At 53.5% G+C, this 19,633-nt stretch carries 17 protein-coding genes; 8 read left to right on the forward strand and 9 right to left on the reverse strand.

The window, feature by feature from the left end:
* Window positions 1-66: 66 nt before the first annotated feature.
* The 3 genes from MED193_RS00005 to MED193_RS00015 all read right to left on the reverse strand — a co-directional run bounded on the left by MED193_RS00005 (window position 67) and on the right by MED193_RS00015 (window position 2,546).
* Complete coding sequence (locus tag MED193_RS00005) at window positions 67-342, reverse strand: hypothetical protein (protein ID WP_009807547.1); 276 nt, start codon at window positions 340-342, stop codon at window positions 67-69.
* Window positions 311-1,660: an ISNCY family transposase gene (locus MED193_RS00010; RefSeq protein ID WP_009807548.1), complete on the reverse strand. Its 1,350-nt coding sequence runs from the start codon at window positions 1,658-1,660 to the stop codon at window positions 311-313. The genes MED193_RS00005 and MED193_RS00010 overlap by 32 nt, the downstream gene beginning before the upstream one ends.
* A 154-nt stretch (window positions 1,661-1,814) precedes the next feature.
* Window positions 1,815-2,546, reverse strand: a complete 732-nt coding sequence (locus tag MED193_RS00015; protein WP_157041212.1) for a hypothetical protein — start codon at window positions 2,544-2,546, stop codon at window positions 1,815-1,817.
* A gap of 483 nt (window positions 2,547-3,029) precedes the next feature.
* Here MED193_RS00015 and MED193_RS00020 point away from each other — a divergent pair, with 483 nt between their 5' ends.
* From MED193_RS00020 to MED193_RS22165, 3 genes are all read left to right on the forward strand, one after another.
* Window positions 3,030-5,054, forward strand: coding sequence for a helix-turn-helix domain-containing protein (locus tag MED193_RS00020; RefSeq protein WP_009807551.1), 2,025 nt, complete (start codon window positions 3,030-3,032; stop codon window positions 5,052-5,054).
* Between the two features lie 686 nt (window positions 5,055-5,740).
* Window positions 5,741-6,418, forward strand: coding sequence for a hypothetical protein (locus MED193_RS00025; protein WP_009807552.1), 678 nt, complete (start codon window positions 5,741-5,743; stop codon window positions 6,416-6,418).
* A gap of 497 nt (window positions 6,419-6,915) precedes the next feature.
* Window positions 6,916-9,027: an AAA family ATPase gene (locus MED193_RS22165; protein ID WP_009807554.1), complete on the forward strand. Its 2,112-nt coding sequence runs from the start codon at window positions 6,916-6,918 to the stop codon at window positions 9,025-9,027.
* 6 nt (window positions 9,028-9,033) lie between these two features.
* On the opposite strand, the gene MED193_RS00035 is transcribed toward MED193_RS22165, so the two are convergent.
* Both MED193_RS00035 and MED193_RS00040 read right to left on the reverse strand, forming a co-directional pair.
* Entirely contained in the window at window positions 9,034-9,732 is a 699-nt protein-coding gene (locus MED193_RS00035; protein ID WP_009807555.1) for a hypothetical protein, read from the reverse strand.
* A complete protein-coding gene (locus MED193_RS00040) occupies window positions 9,729-10,136 on the reverse strand; it encodes a hypothetical protein (RefSeq protein WP_039965565.1) in 408 nt (135 codons plus the stop codon). The genes MED193_RS00035 and MED193_RS00040 overlap by 4 nt, the downstream gene beginning before the upstream one ends.
* Window positions 10,137-10,488: 352 nt before the next feature.
* Between MED193_RS00040 and MED193_RS00045 the strand changes: the two genes are divergently transcribed.
* The 3 genes from MED193_RS00045 to arsJ are packed head-to-tail and all read left to right on the forward strand — an operon-like array spanning window position 10,489 to window position 13,597.
* Complete coding sequence (locus MED193_RS00045) at window positions 10,489-11,322, forward strand: helix-turn-helix domain-containing protein (protein WP_009807557.1); 834 nt, start codon at window positions 10,489-10,491, stop codon at window positions 11,320-11,322.
* An 8-nt stretch (window positions 11,323-11,330) separates the two neighbouring features.
* Window positions 11,331-12,332, forward strand: coding sequence for an ArsJ-associated glyceraldehyde-3-phosphate dehydrogenase (locus MED193_RS00050; protein ID WP_009807558.1), 1,002 nt, complete (start codon window positions 11,331-11,333; stop codon window positions 12,330-12,332).
* Window positions 12,329-13,597 carry an organoarsenical effux MFS transporter ArsJ gene (gene arsJ / locus MED193_RS00055; protein WP_009807559.1) on the forward strand — a complete coding sequence of 423 codons (1,269 nt, stop codon included), beginning with the start codon at window positions 12,329-12,331 and terminating at the stop codon, window positions 13,595-13,597. The genes MED193_RS00050 and arsJ overlap by 4 nt, the downstream gene beginning before the upstream one ends.
* Window positions 13,598-13,642: 45 nt before the next feature.
* On the opposite strand, the gene MED193_RS00060 is transcribed toward arsJ, so the two are convergent.
* Genes MED193_RS00060 through MED193_RS00075 form a run of 4 tightly spaced genes read right to left on the reverse strand, consistent with a single transcriptional unit; the run spans window position 13,643 to window position 17,409 of the window.
* Window positions 13,643-14,602 (reverse strand): ornithine cyclodeaminase family protein, encoded by a 960-nt coding sequence (locus MED193_RS00060; protein WP_009807560.1) that lies wholly within the window; start codon window positions 14,600-14,602, stop codon window positions 13,643-13,645.
* Window positions 14,599-15,093 (reverse strand): TRAP transporter small permease, encoded by a 495-nt coding sequence (locus MED193_RS00065; RefSeq protein WP_009807561.1) that lies wholly within the window; start codon window positions 15,091-15,093, stop codon window positions 14,599-14,601. The genes MED193_RS00060 and MED193_RS00065 overlap by 4 nt, the downstream gene beginning before the upstream one ends.
* Window positions 15,090-16,067, reverse strand: a complete 978-nt coding sequence (locus MED193_RS00070; RefSeq protein ID WP_009807562.1) for a TRAP transporter substrate-binding protein — start codon at window positions 16,065-16,067, stop codon at window positions 15,090-15,092. The genes MED193_RS00065 and MED193_RS00070 overlap by 4 nt, the downstream gene beginning before the upstream one ends.
* Window positions 16,068-16,089: 22 nt before the next feature.
* Window positions 16,090-17,409, reverse strand: coding sequence for a TRAP transporter large permease (locus tag MED193_RS00075; RefSeq protein WP_009807563.1), 1,320 nt, complete (start codon window positions 17,407-17,409; stop codon window positions 16,090-16,092).
* A gap of 72 nt (window positions 17,410-17,481) precedes the next feature.
* Here MED193_RS00075 and MED193_RS00080 point away from each other — a divergent pair, with 72 nt between their 5' ends.
* Both MED193_RS00080 and MED193_RS00085 read left to right on the forward strand, forming a co-directional pair.
* Window positions 17,482-18,120 (forward strand): helix-turn-helix domain-containing protein, encoded by a 639-nt coding sequence (locus tag MED193_RS00080; RefSeq protein ID WP_039965568.1) that lies wholly within the window; start codon window positions 17,482-17,484, stop codon window positions 18,118-18,120.
* Window positions 18,107-19,531 carry an amidase gene (locus tag MED193_RS00085; RefSeq protein ID WP_009807565.1) on the forward strand — a complete coding sequence of 475 codons (1,425 nt, stop codon included), beginning with the start codon at window positions 18,107-18,109 and terminating at the stop codon, window positions 19,529-19,531. Before MED193_RS00080 ends, MED193_RS00085 begins: the two co-directional genes overlap by 14 nt.
* Window positions 19,532-19,633: the final 102 nt, after the last annotated feature.

Genomic DNA, 19,633 nt, shown 5'->3' on the forward strand with positions numbered 1-19,633 from the left:
CCATTCAGAAATGTCACTGGTTGCGCAAAGCAGGAATGTCACCAAGGGGCGCGACATGAGCAAGGCTTAGTCTTCGACGACCTCAATACGCCATGATGCGCCGGGGGTGATTGCCACGTCATCGTCGTCGCCAATGCGTTTGTCCGTTGTCAGTTCTTCGATCAACTTGAGACCCAGCACAAAGGATTGAACTGGGTCTATCCCGTAGACTTTCTTTTCCTTGATGAAACCGTCCACTGAAACAACCGCATAGTAGTCCTCGACGCCGCCTTGGCTGCCATCGGTCGATATGGTCGCCTCGACACCGTCGTCAGATACTACGCGTAGCTTGATTTGTTTCATCTCGCTGCCTCTTTGCTTTCGATCCTGAAGGTCGGCCTTGCGGCTTATAGCCCATCTTCTCAGAGTTTGTCCTAACTGGATATTTGGGCGGTGCGGCGTCCTGTATCTCTTTGATGTGTTCCAGAACCGCACCGAGGCGCTTGTTGTCGGTGATAGCTGCATGGGTCACGCGCTGATCCATGTCGAAGATTTTGTAGGGCAGGGAGCGGCCTTTTGAGCGCACCTCAAACCTGCCATCCACGAAGGCATAGGTGTCGACGTATTTGCCTACCAGACCGCGCGTGACGTCACTTTCTTCCAGCATGATCCGCTTACGATCATAAGAGAACGTCAGCTGCTTTCCGACATAGCGGTTCTCGCGCCAGCACAACACATCATCCAGCCGATCTGGCTCCACATTGAGTGCGCGATGCAGGTTGTCAGGCTTGGCCGGTGCTTTGGCGAACTTGGCGTTGTGACGCTCTTTGAAGCCTTGCAGATAGGCGTTTCCAGCATCCATATCGCAGATGTCAGCAAGGCGCAGTTCCTTGACCAGGCGATCTTGCAACGTCCTGTTGGCGCGTTCGACGCGGCCCTTGGCCTGGCTGCTGTTGGCGCAGAGGATCTCGACGTTCAACTGATTCAACGCACGCCCAAATTGGGTCATGCGGGCACCACCTTTGGCATCTTCCTTCGCCACACGGAAAACCGTGTGTTTGTCGGAATAGAAGGCGACGGGACGACCATGTTGGCGCAGATAACTTTCCAGAGCCTCGAAATAGCTGAACGTGCTCTCGGATTTGACGAACCTCAGCTCCATCAGCGTGCTGGTGGCATCATCGATAAAGACGAGCAGGGTGCATGGTGGGCCGCGATCTTCAAACCATCGGTGATCAGAGCCATCAATCTGGATCAGCTCACCAATACATTCCCGGCGCAATCTGGGCTGGTGGAACTGGCGGCGCTGCTTACGAGAAAGCCAGATACCATCCTCGGCCATCCATTTGCGCAACGTCTCGCGGGAAACTTTGAAGCCGTGATTTTCGGCCAACATCTCAGCGGCCAATGTCGGGCCGAAATCCGGATACTGTTCCTTGATGACGGTCAGCGCATAGTCACGCTTGGCTAAGTGGATTTGGTTGTTCGGCGTGCGACCGCGCGACTTGTGCCGGATCGCTGCCGCACCATCCTGGCGATACCGCTTTAACAGTCGGAATATCTGCCGACGCGTCAAATCCAACATGTTTGCCGCGTTGTCGACGCTTAACTGGCCATCATCGACCTGCGCCAAAACCTCCACGCGGTTCAGCTCGCGCTCGCTCATCATCAACCATCCCATATCCGCTCATCCTCACATCGTTTTGCGAGGAGAGTGACACTTCTGCTTTGCTCATGGGTGACATTATCGCTTTGCGGCTACACGAATATATCTTATAATCAGTCTTATGTTAACTTGATTAGTTGACAGAGCGTTTATTCCTTGAGTGCAACCATTAAGATTTTTTGTCTTCAGGGCGCATCAGTGTCCCAGGGTCGATATAGTCAAAATCGTCTTTCTTCAACGTAGCCGCATCAACCGGGGCATCCAAAGCCTCGATTGATGTTGGCTTTGGCCTGCGAAGCTGGGCAGCGGGTCGCTGCAACAGCCGTGAGCAAATTGCCGTCATCAGTTCAATTCCAGCTTCTGATGGCTTGGGAAGCGTCAGCCGCCGATCTTCGGGGTTCCGAGTCAGCTCTATCAGTCCGAGACCCTTTCTTTTGGGAGTACCTTCCGAGAGGAACGAAATATGCCTTGGGACATTGGATATGCCAATCGACGAGGAAACCTCATGCAAAGGTCGGCCTTCGAATGCAATCTCGAACTGTTTCAGGGTTACATGCAACAAAACGCAAAAGGAGCCCAAAGACAGCCCCTGTGTCCGCGAAGTGACCTCGTTAAACGCCGGCAAAATTGATTGTTTCAAATGTTTAGCTAGCATTTCAGATCGCTTGACCCCGTCTAACGTTAGGGCTGGGTCTCTTTCCTCAGGTAACGCATAACAACATGCGATCGCTTTGCCAGTCCGCGAGGGCTTTACAAAGCTTGAGCGACGCCCCTCCGCCTTCTGCCGGACAAGTAACTTCAGGCCAAGATCAGAGCCCTTACCGTCTGCCAACTGCGCGATTTGGTGTGTAGCTTGCCCATATTTGATTTCAGCAGAGTTGGCGACTTCGCGAAACCCCATGGGTCTAGTGGAGGCAGAGACGGTAAGCGCAGTCCGAAGTTGGGCAATGGTCAAAGTTGGCTTGAACCGGCGGACAGCAAAGCAAGCATGGCAAAAATTGGAGAATTCCGGCGACTCGAAGTCAGGAGACTGCATCGGGAGAAAGAAAAAAAAGAAAGCTGAATCTCCCTGTCACAATTTCCTTGGACCAACTTTAGGACGCTAGCAGGCATTTTTAACGGATGAAAGACATTTTTCTTGACCAATTTTTACGGACTAAATACATTAAAGTCAATCGACCGCAAACGAGGCAAGAAATTGTCGCGAACCGGGCTCATCGGCTCATCAAAACTCACAACCGCACAGCAAAAACTCGACGTGAAAAAAGGAAAGAATGACAAACTTCGACTGCTTCAGGAATTTACTCGTTGAGCTCTCAGCGAATCCGAAGATGGCCTGGTTCTCCGATCTCAGGATCCGAACGGAGACACTCGCAGCCGCCACATGAAACATTTCCAATCCGCAAATCTTCGAGATCTAAACCAGATTGCAAGACCAGAACCTCAGCAGCAGGAGTGCCCATCGGTCTCGAACGCGCAGGCAAACTGCACGTGCCAATACCAAGCCCGCATCTGCTGCCGCCTGAAGCGCGGTTTGATCAGCTGGAAAGATCTGAGCCTCCCTGAATTTCTTTGTCTCGGAAACCAACGACCCGGTCGCCCGGCCCTGTCTGAAGCGAAACGCGCAAGGGTCTTTGGACAATACTGGGAGCAAATCCGGACCCGTGAGGCTCACGCCCACAAGGGGTGGAAAACGGTCTATACGAACCGTTTTCCGCCTAAAAACACCCTGCTCCGCGAAGAACGGCTGCCGCACGTTGGCCAGTACGCTGTTATCGACGAGAATAACAAAATTCAGGGACGCATAGACGCTGAGCGCTTTGTTCTCATGCAGATGGCCTACCTACCATTGGATAGAGAGGGTCGTTTCGATGTTCTAGTTATCGACGTAGACTGCAACTTCGATCTCAACCTGTTGAAAACGGCCGGACTGCCTATGCCGAGGTACTTCGTCTCGCGCAGAAAAGAAGCGGTCGACCCCCCGTCATTCCTGCGCAGACCCCATTTAGTTTACTGGCTTCGCACGCCGGTCAAACGAAGCATGAATGGCGGGCAAACCAGAGCAGAGCTATTTTATCATGCAATCCGCAAAACCCTGATCATGCGACTTCAAGACCTTGGTTTGACTGTCGACCAGAAACTGATTGATCTCAGCAAAAACCCCCATGCGGACAATTGGGATCATGTTCAGGGTGACTACCGTGATTGGTCACTAGATGAGCTCCGGGAGGCGATTGGCCCCCTTGAGCCTGCCAAAAAATATTACAGGCGCGCCCTTAGTAAACAGAACACCTTGGCTTCAGGGACGCAAACCAACAAATTGGCCGAATCTCTCCCTGCCCTGTCAGAAACTCGCTTAAGCCAAGATAAGCAGCTTTTGCAGGGTTACGCTGGACGAAACGATTTCATTTTCAATCGAACACGGCTAGCTGCCTACAGGAAGAAAACACGAAGCCCAGAGGGTTTCGATATGCGTGCCTGGATCGAAACCCGCGCGCACCAACTGAACCAGGATCAGTTCGCTCAATTCAGTAAAGGACCTCTTCCACGCTCCGAGATCAACGTGATCGTCAATTCGGTTTCCAATTTCGTCATTAATATATACGCGCCAAGCAGCGACAGCAAAGATCGGGGCGCGTGCCACCGGGCCCACTTGATCGACGCAAGCATGACTCAGAGTTTCAAACAGGGAGTGGGGGGCAGGTACGGAGCCAGAAAAAACGCTGAGAAAACACGTCAACGGGTTCTGGACGCCCTGGAAGCACTTAGCCGACACGAAGGTCAGCCCACCATTACAGCAATTTCAAAACAAGCAGGAATCTCCCGGCCAACAGCTCGCAAATGGATGACTCAGATTGCGGCTGAACTGATAAAAAGCACCGAGCAGACAGTGGAAAATACAGTGCATATCAGAAAGGGGGATAAAAAACATCTCTATACGCAGCGGTGGGTCGACTTGGACGGCGCATATGGCGTCAGCACCTTGGGACCGATCCTTGGCTTGATAGAGGTGTTTGGTGATACGGCTGCTTTAACATCAGCTCTTGGGCCTGCGAATATACCTTATCAACCGCTTAGAAAGAGGGGACACGGAACAGATAGTGATAAGGTATATCGGCATCCTTTTAATGCAAGGTTGGTGCTGACCCAGGAAGGCGAGGCGATTGGGATTCATAACATTGCAGCTGGAATCCATTCTATAGAGTGCGCACCCATGACAGTTTTGGACAGGGGAGGTTTCCTTGGCGATCCCGCCGACGAATACGCGCCGCCCATTGGCGAAACAGATCACGATGGATCTGTCAAATATACAGAGGACTATTACGCCCCTACCCGGGTTGGCCTGGCGACCAAAGAGTGGACCGCTGAAGAAGTAGACAAGTACCTCGATGAGGTTCTGAGTGCATGACTCTTTCAGCATAGCAGCTGAACTTCTGCAGGCACGGGATCTCGTTCACTTCAAAGTGAATGCTGGGAAATGTGCCTATTTTTTTAGGCGAAATGGAAACATTCCCTGAAGGCTCGCAAACACCCTTTTGGGGTCAATTTCACATTTAGGATCAAATCACTCCAAGCTGACATAAATTGAAGTCCAGAAGGGTTCGCATATGGCTTCTAAAGACACTTTATTATCACAAGGCCACGCCATCTAAAAATTTAATAACGAATTTATTTGCCCGTCATATTCTCGTCTATTTTCGAAAATCGTTAAAAAAGATCAGGACACATTATTAATAGTCTGATATAAACTCAATTATCGCAAAGGCGATTTCTGGTTAGAGCTTATATTACAGCCGGAAAAATATGAATTGAGCGGAGTAGAGAGTGAAAGAACAATACATAAATAAAGCGACCACAGGCCAGAGAGCAATACGGGCGCAGGCGCGAGCAACTGGAGTCAATACTCCTCAAGCCACGGAAATAGGGATCAGAGCTACCTTTCATTTCTGCCTGACAGTCAGTCGGAAGAGCGCCTGAATATACCCACCAAGACCCTCACCATCCAAAACCGCACCCCGCCCAGAAACCCCGGGACGGCAAGAAGAAAAGTGCGTTCAAAATATAGATTCCCTTCCAACAGAAATGGAAAACCGAATGGCAAGAACCAAAGTCACCAGCCGGAAGATCGACGGTCAAATTGCGAAACTTCAAAATCAGATCAATAAGCTAAGTATGAAGAGGAGCGATATCATACGGCGCATTGAACACTTGGAACAAAAATTTCAAGAATGCCCAAATGACAACCAGCCCCGGGATCCAAAATTTCAAGCTGATCTAAAGTCCGCTTTGCGAAGCCGGTCTCTCCTAGACGATCAACTTGAAAATTTCCGGGAGCAACAGCGCCATCTCGAAACCTCGTTGATGAACCCTCTAGTTGAGAAACTCGACTTGGTGAATGGAAAAGCGCAAGCTCATACACTTTCGGCTTCCAATGTTGTCTTTCTTGCACGTGAGACGGAGGAACTTCTTATGAATAAGGGGTTTACACAAAAAAATATAATTGGTGCAGAGGTTTCTCTCCGGCCGGCTGGAAAGAAAGCATCAAATGCGTATGCAGCAAAAGCTAGCTCAAGCATTACGACCCGAGTGAGACTACGGCGTGTAACAGACGGTTGGCGGCTCATCGAAGCAAAGCGCGATCATTGCTATGTAAATCAGTCAGAAGCCAAAAGCGTTCACGTGCACCCAGCAGCCCATGCGGACATTCTCAGAATTGCAACGCGGGGAATACTAGTGTCTCCCCAGCCCGAGCAGGGCACCTCAGTGAGCTAAGCGAGAAGGCCGTTCCTCCCTCAATCTTCGCGGCCAATTGAGGGAGGCTCAACCACCCCACCAAATTAAATTTGCACCTCACTTCATTTAACATATTGATTTAATTATATTTATTTAATATAGTTGGGTTTCAACACGAAAGGAAGTCCTCTATGCTCAGTAAAATTCAGACTCAATTTCACCGGATTCATGAAATCGCAGTTGTGATCTATGTGGCAAAATTTGTGACCGAAGTCGTTGGGGGCTCATATTTTTCCTAGAAGCCAAAAAACATAATATTTCCAATACTTGATACACCTAGAGCAGCCCTCTGCACTCTTTGAAACCCTTAAACCAGAAACGACAGAAATGACCTTCTCCGGATCAAAACCTGAATTCAACGCGATCACCGCCTGGCGGCTGATATCGAAAGCCTAACCCTTCCGCCTCTGCCACAGCAGGGCAAGAAGCTTTCTCCGCATTTTCAGATTACCCCGAAAGGTTCCAAAATGGTTCGCATGAGCCCCAGCCGTCCCGCTTTTACGCCCATTCTAAGTGATTGGTTTCCTGACGCTCTCACGCGCTTGAACACCCTGTGGGAACTGCCAGATTTCGACCCAGATGAAGCAGTAGATCAAGGGCCTAGTTCCGCTTGGCGCAAAATCACCGCAAACTACGATATTCCTACTGTAGCTGCCCTCATCCGGCTCTGTTCTGCCTTACCACAGTCAAATAACGCGCTCGTCAGTGAAATCTATAACCCATTCAAGATCACTGTAATCACAACGCAAGATACACGCTTGATCGAACCAACAGTCGATGCGATCAAACGAGGTTTACTTCCTGAGATTGAAAGCAAGCACGATCACCTTCCCAAAATGAAAGTTCATTATGAGAAGACCCTTGGCGCTCGGTCAAATCCGGTCAAAAATAAGGATGACTTCAAAAAAGAGCTGTTTCAAGTACTCCAAAACCAATCTCCAGCAGTGATTGTCGTTGATACCATCAATCAGTTACCTGCCAACATCAGGCAAGCCATTTCAAATGAAATTGTCCTTGCCCCACTGTGCCGCAAGAGCTTGTTGAAACTACACGCAGTCATTCACAACTCTGCATCAACTGGACAGTTCGCGCGTACCTTTCAAGAATTGCCGTTTGATACCGCACTTGGACGCCTAGATCCACAGGACGTTTCTATTGCCGCCCGTCATAGAGAACCTCTAGAAATGGCTAGAGCTGTCTCGCTATTAATCGAACAAAACCACACATCAGCAAATCCTGAGGCTCTAAACCAAGTTAAAGGGCTCGGACCTACTAGCTCTCCAATCAAACAGTTGGCTCAGGATATGCGCGCCTGGAGAGCAAATGAGCTAGAATGGTCAGAAATCCCCCGTGGCGTCTTGTTGTCCGGTCCGCCAGGCACCGGAAAAACATTCACAGCAAGTAAGCTAGCAGAAGCAGTGGGTGGGCATTTCATTGCAACAAGCTACGCAGACTGGCAGCGGGAAGGCCATCTTGGGGATTTTCTAGCGGCAATGTATCGCTGTTTCCAGGAAGCACGCGACAACGCTCCGTCAGTCCTGTTCATCGACGAAATTGACAGTTTCACTGACCGCGCAAAAGCATCAGGTGACAACGCTACATATATTCGGAGTACGGTAAACGCCCTCTTGGAGCAGCTCGACGGCACAGCAAAATCAGCGGGTGTATTGGTGGTAGGCGCTTGCAACGACATCAGTGCCCTCGACCCGGCGCTCACAAGATCGGGCAGATTTGACCAGAAGGTATCGCTATATCTACCGGACAAACAGGCCATTGCTGAGATTCTAAAATCTCATGTTCCGGATTCTGTATCGGTGGCAGACATCGAAAGAACAGCTGCCCATCTGGTTGGACAAAGCGGTGCAGATGCCGCAGCCGTCGTTCGACAGGCCCAAAGCCTCTCGCGCTACCACCGCCGCTCCATCACAGGTGAAGACCTGTGGACTGCGGCACAGCAAACTACCCCAACCGCGTCTGTTGAAGACTTAAAAAGGGCAGCGACCCACGAGGCCGGTCACGCCGTTGTTGGCTTTCTGCTCGGTAAAGGCGTTCCGCTCAACGCAGAAATTGGGAGCACCGGAGGATTTGTTCAATTTCGCCATTTGACTGCTTTTCCAACCCAGAAACAACTAGAGAGAGATCTGGCAACCTTGCTAGCGGGGCGGGCGGCGGAAAGTCTATATTGCGAAGCCCCCTCAGCGGCGGCTGGCGGCGGTATGACAAGTGACCTTGCCCAGGCCACGTTGCTGGCCGCACGGCTTGAGTTTCAATTCGGGCTGGGAAGTGAAGGCCTCATCTGGCGGCACGTGACTGAAAGCTCTTTGCCTGAGCTGCTTAAAGACGTGGAAACCAGATCCCGCATGAATAAGTTCTTGAAAGACGCGGAACAGATTGCAACCCGAATTTTAAAAGAGCACGGTCTTATGGTGAAATCAATCGTGGTAGATCTTCTATCAAAACGCCAGCTTACAGCTGTGGAGCTTGCAAGTCTTTTACAGCCCCCTCCAGGTCCCGCTTCTGGGCATCCCAAAGCAGCCGACGCACCTTTCTCTAAAGTTCCTGTTGCCTCGCTATGTCAGTCCAGTTAGGCCGCCCTACAAAAATCGCGGCATGTGCAATCCATTGACGACCTCCAAGAGCGCCATGGTCTTGGCATCCTTCCTCCGCGCCATCCAGCTTTTGGCTGGTGCGGGGGCCTTTGCCCGAAATGACAGCCAGTCTCGCGCCGACAGGCCTGCCTCGACTGACATCTGCTTCAAAGCTTGTTGAAACGGGATGAGACAGAGGCCCGGAAACTCCTCCTGCAAGCCGCTATAGACCTCTTTATTGAATTGCCCTGCCCTGCTCGGATGCTCAAATCGCAACTCCAACATGCGCGAAAGTTTCTCGTCACGCATATGCGTAAAACGACTGTCCATGACCCGCTCCCTTCCCATGTCATATTCCGGAAGCAGCAGGTGAAAGTGAGGGATAGCCTTCACCTGACCGTCCGTCGCTTTCGCATGCTCGACAATGCAGACTTGCCCACGTGCTAGGTGGGAAACGCCATACTCATCACAAACTGCTTTTGTGGCTGCAGCCAGGTCAGTCATCGACAGCTCCATTTCTGGGGCGATGATGACGTGGCGTACTTGAAAAACTTGACCTGTGATTTGGGCGGGTAAAGCCATCCAAGCGATGTCACTAACACCGCCGTAACGCCAGCAGACCGACTGGTTATCCCCCTTACTACTAAAGTAAGAGGACAAAGCCTTTGTGCGACCCCTTGAAATCCGGGAAGACTTAATGATCATTTTTCGGCTTTCGACATCGAAGCCAAAACGCGACGAAACAGGGCTTGTGCATCATGTAGTGTTTTTGCAATTTCTTCCGGATCCACTATAATCGCTGGAGTTTGCTTCCTCTTTTTTCTTGGAGGGGAAATCTGATCCAACCGCATTTTGATCAACTGGAGTTCCTGCAGCAATGAAAGAGCGGCTCTATACTCCGAACTTAAGGGCTTGATGACTTTTTTGCGGCGCGCCCCACGGAAAACAACTTCACCTTCGTATCCAAGCCGGTCAAGTAGCAACCATCTTGCAAAAGTGGTTGGCGACATGCCCCTATCCCGGGCTCGACCTTCCAAGACGCCATAAGCCGCCGTCGAAATCTTGATCCCTAGCTGACGTTTTGCAACTAAACCTATTTCTTTCGTCATCATTCGTTCCTTTGTGATTAGGCTACCAACACAACTTGCTGGTAAAAAACACTTTGGAAAAACGATGCATGAAACAAACTTCAGCCAGGCTGGATGACCAACGACTTGCCCGGAGGAACCCATGCCGGGACGGTGAGATGATTAAACCTGGATAGCGACAAGATGCAGCCACCCATATGAGCACGCCTAGATTTGATCGATAATTTGATGTGCCAAGTCAGTTGGTGAAGGCTGCTTCACGTACCGCAAGGTTAAGCCCTCCCACCCTATAGGAGGCTGGCGGGCCAAATCATCACAGGATCTGCCATCTCCCCTGTTGCCCTCGGATCTTTATTTCATTATTACGTGAAATATGGAAGAAATGATTCCCCTCCGCCTGTCCATCCTTGGGCACCCCCAGCGCCTTGCGGTGTTTCGCCTCTTGATGCGCCGCTATCCCGACCAGGTTCCTGCCGGGGAAATCGGGGCTGCGCTGGACATAAAAGCCAGCACATTATCGTCATATCTTTCTGCTTTGATGCAGGCGGATCTGGTGAGCAAAACCCGGACCGGCACCTGGTTGCGGTATCAGATCAACATGCAAACGACACGTGAAACACTGGACTCATTGTTTTTGGACTGCTGCCGGGGCCGTCCGGATCTGTGCAGGTCCTACCCAGACCCTGTTACGTCAGAGGAAAACCAAATGACTGACCGGAAATACAACGTTCTTTTTATCTGCACCGGCAATTCGGCCCGTTCCATCTTTGCTGAGGCCATCTTGAACTCGAAAGGGCAAGACCGGTTTCAAGTCTTCTCAGCGGGAACCCAACCTCAGTCCCACCTCAATCCCATTGCGATTGAGATGCTCAAGGCCAAAGGCCATGATATCAGCACATTGCGGTCCAAAAACGTCGCAGAATTTATCGGTGAGGGTGCCCCAGAGTTCGACTTTGTTTTCACGGTCTGTGATCAGGCCGCAAATGAGGAATGTCCCACCTGGGATGGCCAACCAATCAGCGCCCATTGGGGCATGCCGGATCCGGTCAAGGCCACGGGCACCGAGGCCGAGAAAAGCCTCGCCTTCCAACAGGCCTATGGGGTGCTGAACCACCGACTGCAGGGATTTGCCGCCCTTCCCATCGAACAATTGGATCGAATTTCTCTTCAAAGCGCCGTCGACGAGATCGCGCGCACATCTGAGTAGGATAAGTCATGACAACCTATGCATTGAACGGCCTTGGCCGAATGGGTAAGCTTGCGCTGAAACCACTGCTGGACAGCGGTGCTGAAATCGCTTGGATCAATGATGCAGTCGGCACACCAGAGATGCATGCGCATCTGTTGGAGTTCGACTCTGTGCATGGGCGTTGGAACGCAGAGTTCAGTCATGACGACAAATCCATCACCATCAATGGCACCCGCCTGCCCACCCATCGTGAGACGCGCCTGGAGGATCTGCCGCTTGAGAGCGTAGATGTGGTGATTGATTGCACTGGCGTATTCAAAACGGAGGCCAAGCTGGCCCCCTATTTTGATGCAGGTGTCAAAAAAGTGGTGGTCTCGGCCCCCGTCAAGGATGGCGATGCAGCCAATATCGTTGTCGGCGTGAATGATGACATCTATCAGCCAGAGCAGCATCGTATTGTGACAGCCGCAAGCTGCACCACCAATTGCCTGGCCCCCGTGGTCAAGGTGATCCACGAAAACCTCGGGATAAAACATGGCTCAATCACCACGATACATGACGTGACCAATACCCAGACCATCGTTGACCGGCCCGCCAAGGATCTGCGTCGGGCGCGCTCGGCCCTCACCAATCTGATCCCCACCACCACCGGCAGCGCGACAGCGATCACACTGATCTACCCAGAGCTTACCGGTAAGCTCAACGGTCATGCGGTGCGGGTGCCGCTGCTCAATGCCTCCATTACCGACTGCGTCTTTGAGGTCGAGCAGGAAACCACCGCAGAAGAGGTCAATGCCCTGTTCAAAGCCGCATCTGAGACAGGTTCGCTCAAAGGAATCCTAGGCTATGAAACCCGGCCGCTGGTCTCGGCCGACTACACCAATGACCAGCGCTCCAGCATCATCGATGCGCCTTCGACCATGGTGGTGAATGGCACGCAGGTGAAAATCTATGCCTGGTATGACAATGAAATGGGCTATGCCTACCGACTGGTGGATGTGGCTCGCATGGTTGGGGACCAGCTGTGACACAACAACCGGGACTGGCCGCCTACATCGCGGTCACGGCCTCTTACTGGGCCTTCATGCTAACGGATGGCGCCCTGCGTATGTTGGTGCTGTTGCACTTTCACACGCTGGGGTTCTCCCCAGTGCAACTGGCCTATCTCTTTGTTTTGTATGAGATCGCCGGCATGGTGACCAATCTTTCTGCAGGCTGGATTGCCGTGCGCTTTGGATTGACAGCAACGCTATATGCCGGACTTTCGTTGCAGGTGGTTGCCCTGTTGTTGCTGACACAGCTGGATACCAGCTGGCAAATCAGTACCTCTGTTATCTTTGTGATGATGGTTCAGGGGTTGTCAGGAGTGGCCAAAGATCTGGCAAAGATGTCGTCAAAATCCGCAGTCAAGCTGCTGGCCCCTAGCGAGGGGGACGGGTTGTTTCGCTGGGTTGCGGTTCTCACCGGTTCCAAAAACGCGGTCAAAGGCTTCGGCTTTTTGCTTGGCGCCGCCCTCCTCGCCTCAGTCGGTTTCACCTGGGCAGTCCTTGGTATGGCGTTGATCCTCGCGATTATTTTGGCAGCGGTTTTGCTGGCCATGCCCAAGGGGCTGCCAGTGGGTCGCAAGGGAGCCAAATTCTCCGAAGTGTTTTCAAAATCACGCAATGTTAACTGGCTGTCAGCGGCGCGGGTGTTTCTTTTTGGTGCCCGCGACATCTGGTTTGTGGTTGGCATCCCGGTCTATTTCTACGCGGTATTCTCGGATGGCAGCGAAGAGGGCAACCGAGCCGCGTTCTTTCTGATCGGCAGTTTCATGGCAATTTGGACGATCTTTTACGGGGTCATTCAGGCCAGCGCGCCGCGCATCCTAAAGGCTGCGACGCGCACCGAAGCCGAGTTGATTGCCGCTGCACGAAATTGGGCCCTGCTGTTGGCGATCGTCCCTGCGGTCCTCGCCTTGGCAGTACTGCTCACCGGTGAACCGGCACTTTGGCTCACCGTATCGCTCGTCGCCGGCTTGCTGGCCTTTGGGGCAATTTTTGCCGTTAATTCATCCCTGCACTCCTACCTGATCCTGGCCTTCACCAAGGCCGAACGGGTCACGATGGATGTTGGCTTCTACTATATGGCAAACGCGGCAGGCCGCTTGATCGGGACCCTCCTGTCAGGGCTGACCTATCAACTGGGGGGCTTGGCCGCCTGCCTTGGCACGGCGGCTGTCATGGTTGCACTCAGCGCCCTTGCCGCGGCACGATTGCAGGACAAGCCCGCAACAGCACCGGCGCGGTCCTGACCAGTGAAACGGGTTTGGGGACTGGGTTCCCACACCTGCTCCGCATCAAAGGCCGCATTCCTTGCGCTTTAGAACCTCATAGGCTGCAACCAGATCCTGTACAATAACCCCGTGAGATTTGTAGGCCGTAATCTCAGCATCTGACTGGCGTCCAACATGGCGGTTCGAAAGGACCTGGCCAATCTCGGTTACAGTGTAATCCTCGCAAATGAGGCCCGCATGTTTGGCGCCCAGTATTTCGCCGGCCTCGCGACTGCTGCTTTCGCAGGAATCCGTGAACATTGACACGCGGGCTACACCTGCATCATCCAGCTCACGCGTGTCAGCGAGGCTCGCGCCGACCAGGTTGATGTGCTGACCGGACTCAAACCATGCGCCGCAAAAAAACGCTTCTTTTGAGGCAGTGACTGTGTGAATGACATCGGCACCCCTCACGGCCTCTGGCAGGTCAGATATCGCGACAACCTGCGAAGAGTGATCGCAAAAGCGCTTCGCCAATTGCTGCGCCGCATCAAAACGCCGTGCCCAGATGCGGATCTTGGCCTTCGGAAAGCAAGCAAGGGATCCGCGGATATGCCACTCCGCCTGCTCACCTGCGCCGCAAACCGTGATTTCCTGCGGATCGGAGCGCGCCAGGGTCTGGGTCGCCAGCATTGACATGGCAGATGTACGTAGAGCCGTTAGCGCATCGGCGTCACAAATCGCCAATGGCCTGCCATTTTGACTGTCAAACAACATGACAAAGCCCTGATGGCTGGACAGGCCCATCGCAGGTGCGCCTGGAAACAGGCTCAGCACCTTGGCTCCATGAACGGGTGGATCTTGCAGATGACCATACATGATCCCCATGCGCCCCTGCGCATTGATCGGAGCGGCAAATCGGGGCGGGTGGCCAGCGGTTTGATTTGAGACCGCAATCATTGCAGTTTTGAGCGGGCCCAGCAGGTCAGGGATCTCAAGTGCTGCGTGAATATCGGCAGCTGAAAACATCGCAGGGCTAATCATGTAGCAGCCTTTTTCGTGGTCAAGAGCGCCGCAAGATGCAGCAATAATATGGAACAGCTGAGCGGGACAATTGCGCCGACCATTGCCATATTCACGCCCATCCCCTGTGACATGCGATTGCTGCTGCGCCACAGAAAACCACGCTCAAAATTCATATTCGGGCCAAAGAAGCAATAATACAGAATAGGGGACAGGAAGATCAGAACCGTCAGGGCAAAAACCACCCTGTGCCAGGTGCTTTGATCTTCAGGATTGACCTGCACAACCGTCGGATCAAGACGGCGTTTGAAGGCACATGTAGCACCCAGTAGCCCGGCCCAGATCATCAGATAGCGGGCCAGTTCCTCTGTCCAGCTGAACGGATAGTCAAAGCCGTAGCGCGCCCAGATTTGCAACAACACGGTCAGGGCCATGCCTATCAGGGCCAGTTTTGCCAAGAGGAGGCAAGCGCGGTCAACCTGCGCGCTTGCCTGATGGAGAAAGCCGGTCACCGTGTTTTGGCCGCCAAGGCACGAAAGGCCTCGACTGAATCAGCGGGCATGAGGCCAGCCCAGGCCTCTTCACTGCGGGCCTTCAGATCGGCCAGGGCCTCTGGCGACATGGTTGAAATTGTAACGCCAGATTTCTGTAGGCCTGCCAGCTCACCGGCAGCGGCCTTGGCGGTCCAGACACGGTTTTTAGCGTTGGCCTGATCCACCGCCTGATCCACTTTGGCCCTATCTGCGTCATCAAGATCGCCATACCAGTCTGCAGACATCAAGGCTGAGCGGAATGGCGTACCTGCTCCTATATCAGTATAATGTTTCAAGAACTCGGTATGGCGGAAGATCAGAGCCACCACGGGCGGGTTGTAATAGCCGTCCACGACCCCCTGCTGCACCGCCCCAGCAAATTCAGGCATATCGACCACAGCCCCCTGGACGCCCCAGTTTTTGAACAGTTCAATCTGGGTGGCATCAATCGCCCGCAGGCGCAGATCAGCCATATCTTCGACCTTGGCCACCGGAGTTTTGACGTTGAACACACCCATTGTGCCGCCCAGACCCGGCAGACCTGCGATCTTGACGCCCTGCCCCTCCATCGAGGCCTTGATTTCCTCCAGCAGGTCGCTTTGGGTATCCTGGGTCGCGCGGAAAAAATGTTCCATGTCATCAAACATATAGGGAGCAATAAAGCCCAAAATACGCGGATCCACTTCCTTGATCATCACAAAGTTGGTCATGCCAAACTGCACTAGGCCCTGGCTCAGTTGATCGACCACCTCTGGATCTTTGCCCAGGGCACCGCCTGCAAAGACGCTGGCCTCCAGGCCCTGTTCGCGCAGCCCCGCAGCCAGATCTTCAGCATAGACATAGTCGGAACAGGCGTTCACTGGCGGGCAGCCAACGGCAATTTTGATCTCTTCCGCCCAAAGCGGCGCAGCGGTCAACAGCGTAGCGGCCGCAGCAAATAATGCGTGTTTCATGGTGGTCTCCCTTATGTAGTCATTATTGAATAAGCCCCAGTACCCGAGGCAGGGTGAGGGTAATTTCAGGGTAGAAAATCAACAGGATCAGCAAGGCGATCTGAACCGCCAGAAAGGGCAGGATGGCTAGGCTCAACCGCATATAGTTCACACCGCTGGCGCTGGAGATCACCATGAGACACCCTCCAAAGGGCGGCGAGATCAACCCCAGTGTCAGGTTCAGGCAGCTCACCACCCCCACATGCACGGGGTCGGCGCCGCCAGCAATTGCAGCTGGGATCAGCACAGGCACCAGCAGCACCAGGGCCATGGAAATATCCATCACCATGCCTGCCAGAAACATCACGCCACTGGCCAAAAGGAAATAGTAGGTACTGTTCAGCCCGAGGCTCTGTACCGCCGCGCCAATCTGATCAGGTACTTTGAGGATACCCATCAGATAGCCAAAGACTGCCGCCGCAAAGAGGATCATAAAGATTGACCCTGTCAGCATTACCGTGCGCTCCACCGCGCCAGAAGCCAGGTTGGCAGAGATTTTGAAAGCGCCAACAAGACCCTGCCGGTCCCAATAGGCATATAAGAAGACGAGGCAGAGGGTGATGGCCACCGCGAGACCCGCGGCCTCTGTTGGGGTGACAACGCCAAAGACAATTCCCGAAACGATGGTGATCGGGATCAACAGCGCAGGCAGAGCGCGCAAGACTGTCGGTTTGACCGGCGGCAGGGTCTCTGAATTTCCACCTGGATGGTCTTCCTTGCGGGCGATCCAGAAATTATAGGCCCCGAGGAAAACAGCCATCATAAGGCCCGGAACAATGCCCCCAGCAAAAAGCGCCGCGACAGAGACATTCATCAGTGCGGCGTAAAAAATCATGACGATGCTGGGCGGAATAATGGGGCCAATCACACAGCTGGCCGCCGTGAGGGCAGCGGCAAAATCAGTGCGATAGCCCCGTTCGCGCATAGCTGGAACCAACGTATTTGTGGTGGCGGCCGCATCAGCGACGGCTGAGCCAGAGATCCCCGCCAAAAAGACGCTGGATGCGATATTCACATAGCCCAGCCCGCCTTTCAGCCGCCCGACCAGCAGCATAGCGAGGTCAATCAACACCCGTGTCACTCCGCCTTTGGTCATAGTCTCGCCGGCCAGAATGAACAACGGCATTGCCAAAAAGGTAAAGACGTCAATCTGGCTGAAAATCCGCTGCGGCAGAATGCCAAGATAGGCCGCGTGATCCGTCAGAACAAAGGCCAGAACCGCAGCCGCCCCGGCAACGTAGCTGATAGCGACCCCAGACAGCACAGCCGCCAGCGCAAAAATGATAAGCAGTATCCAGATCATTGGTTCTCCTTGTTTGGCAGAAAATTTGATGATAGGAAAAAAGTCAATAAAATTTTCGTATCGGAAAATATCATGTCCAAGACCGAAACGTCAGAAGAATTTCAAGACAAGCGTGCCGCCTTTGGCGCCATGGTCCAAAGCCTGAGGCGCGCGCAAAAGTTGACGTTAAAGCAGGTGTCAGAAGCCTCTGGCTTGGCTCTGTCGACAATCTCCAAGATCGAGAATTCCAATCTGTCACCAACCTATGATGTGATGCTTAAACTCGCGGCGGGGCTGGATACGGACATCGTCTCTATTCTTGACGGGGCTTCTGCGCAGGTTCCTAAGACCTCGCCAACGGGTCGTCTGTCGGTGGCGCGACGATCGGAATTACCGCGCCTTGAAGCTGCCAACTACATCTTTGAGCCCATCGCCACACAGCTGAAAAACCGCCTGATCGACGCCACCTATGCCACGGTCACCGCGCGCGATATTACCGAATTCTCGGCCCCAATTCGCCATGGCGGTGAGGAGCTGGTGATTGTTCTCTCCGGCGCGGTCGAGCTGCATTCTGACCTCTATGAACCCGTCCGGCTCGAGTCTGGCGACAGCGTTTATTACGACGCTGCCATGGCCCATGCCTATGTGTCAGTAAGCGAGGAAGACGCCGTGATCCTGAACATCGTGTCAGGTGCCAATATGACCCAGGAGTTTTTGAATGCTAAATCGTGACGAATGGCTGAAACAGGATCTGGTTGGGCTGGCCGAATTGGCCGAAACGGGTGAAATCTCGCGCCGTGATATTTTGCTCTCTGCAATCGCACAGATCGAGGCGCAGAACCCGGCCATCAATGCCGTGGTCCTAACCCAATTCGAGGAAGCGCTGGATGCCCTGGAAAAAACAGCCGAGACATCCCGATTTACTGGCCTACCCTATCTGTTGAAAGATCTGCATGCGCCCGCCAAGGGCATGCCCCTGTCCAATGGCAGCGAGATGTTCCGCGGCACCGATATGGGGTTCGACTCAACCACCGTTTCGCGTCTGCGCGCCGCCGGGTTTGGGCTACTGGGCCGCACGGCTTCGCCCGAGTTTGGCCTGACCATCACCACCGAAAGCAAAGCCTGGGGCAAAACCCGCAACCCCTGGAACACAGGGCTCAGCGCTGGTGGGTCAAGCGGTGGTGCTGCAGCTGCAGTTGCCAGTGGCATGGTGCCCGCCGCCCATGCCACCGATAGTGCGGGCTCCATCAGGATCCCTGCTGCCTATAACGGGCTGGTGGGTTTAAAACCCACCCGGGGCGTTAACGCCATTGGTCCGCATCGTGGGGATCCCAACTTCGGCATGAGCCATGAGCACGCGGTCACCCGCACGGTGCGTGACTGTGCCGCCCTGCTGGATGTGACATCTGGCCCCGATCAGGGCTGCCCCTATTTCACTGCAACACCGGAAGGTGGCTTTGAAGCGCTGTTGCAACGCCCTCCTGGAAAACTGCGGATTGGCTTCCTCACCGATCGGTTTGACGGCAAGGCCATCCATCCAGCCAGCGCCGAGGCCGTCACACAAACCGCGCAAAAGCTCAGCGCGCTTGGTCATACCGTCGAAGAAGCACGGCCTGATTTTGATTTTGCCGAGCTGACCTCACAGGCCTTCCGCCTGCTGGTCGGATCACTCGCCGGGTTTTTCTCGCCCGAGTTCGCAGCCGGACCGATGCAGGGGTTTGAACCAATGACTCAGCGCACCATGCGCTATGCAGCTGGGGTTTCATTACATGACTATCTGGCGCGTTATGCGGCGGTGAATAGCCAGGTGCGCAAAATGTGCGCCTTCTTTGAATCCTACGATATTCTTTTGACGGCAGCCACAAATGGGCCTGCGCATCCGCTTGGGCTGACATCCCTTGATCAGGATCTAGAGTTTGATCCCTTTGTGGATCGCCTCCTGGATCTAAGCCCTTTCTCAGTCCCCTTTAATGCCTCTGGTCAGCCTGCAATGACCCTGCCCGTTCATCAAACCGCTGACGGGCTGCCTATTGGGGTTCAGCTTGTCAGCGGCTTTGGCCAAGACGGCTGCCTGATACAACTGGCTGCCCAACTTGAAGAGGCCTCGGACTGGTGCACCATAGCACCCGGAGCTCTGGGCTAACTCGATTTTGCCACAAATGACGGGTTCGGCTGCACAGACTTTCTCTGTTGGCCGAACGCCGTCCTGCCCCGGTGTTCTTAAATTCCACCGCAAGATAGCCCT

The organism is Roseobacter sp. MED193 (genome assembly GCF_000152965.1).
Lineage (GTDB): Bacteria > Pseudomonadota > Alphaproteobacteria > Rhodobacterales > Rhodobacteraceae > Pseudophaeobacter.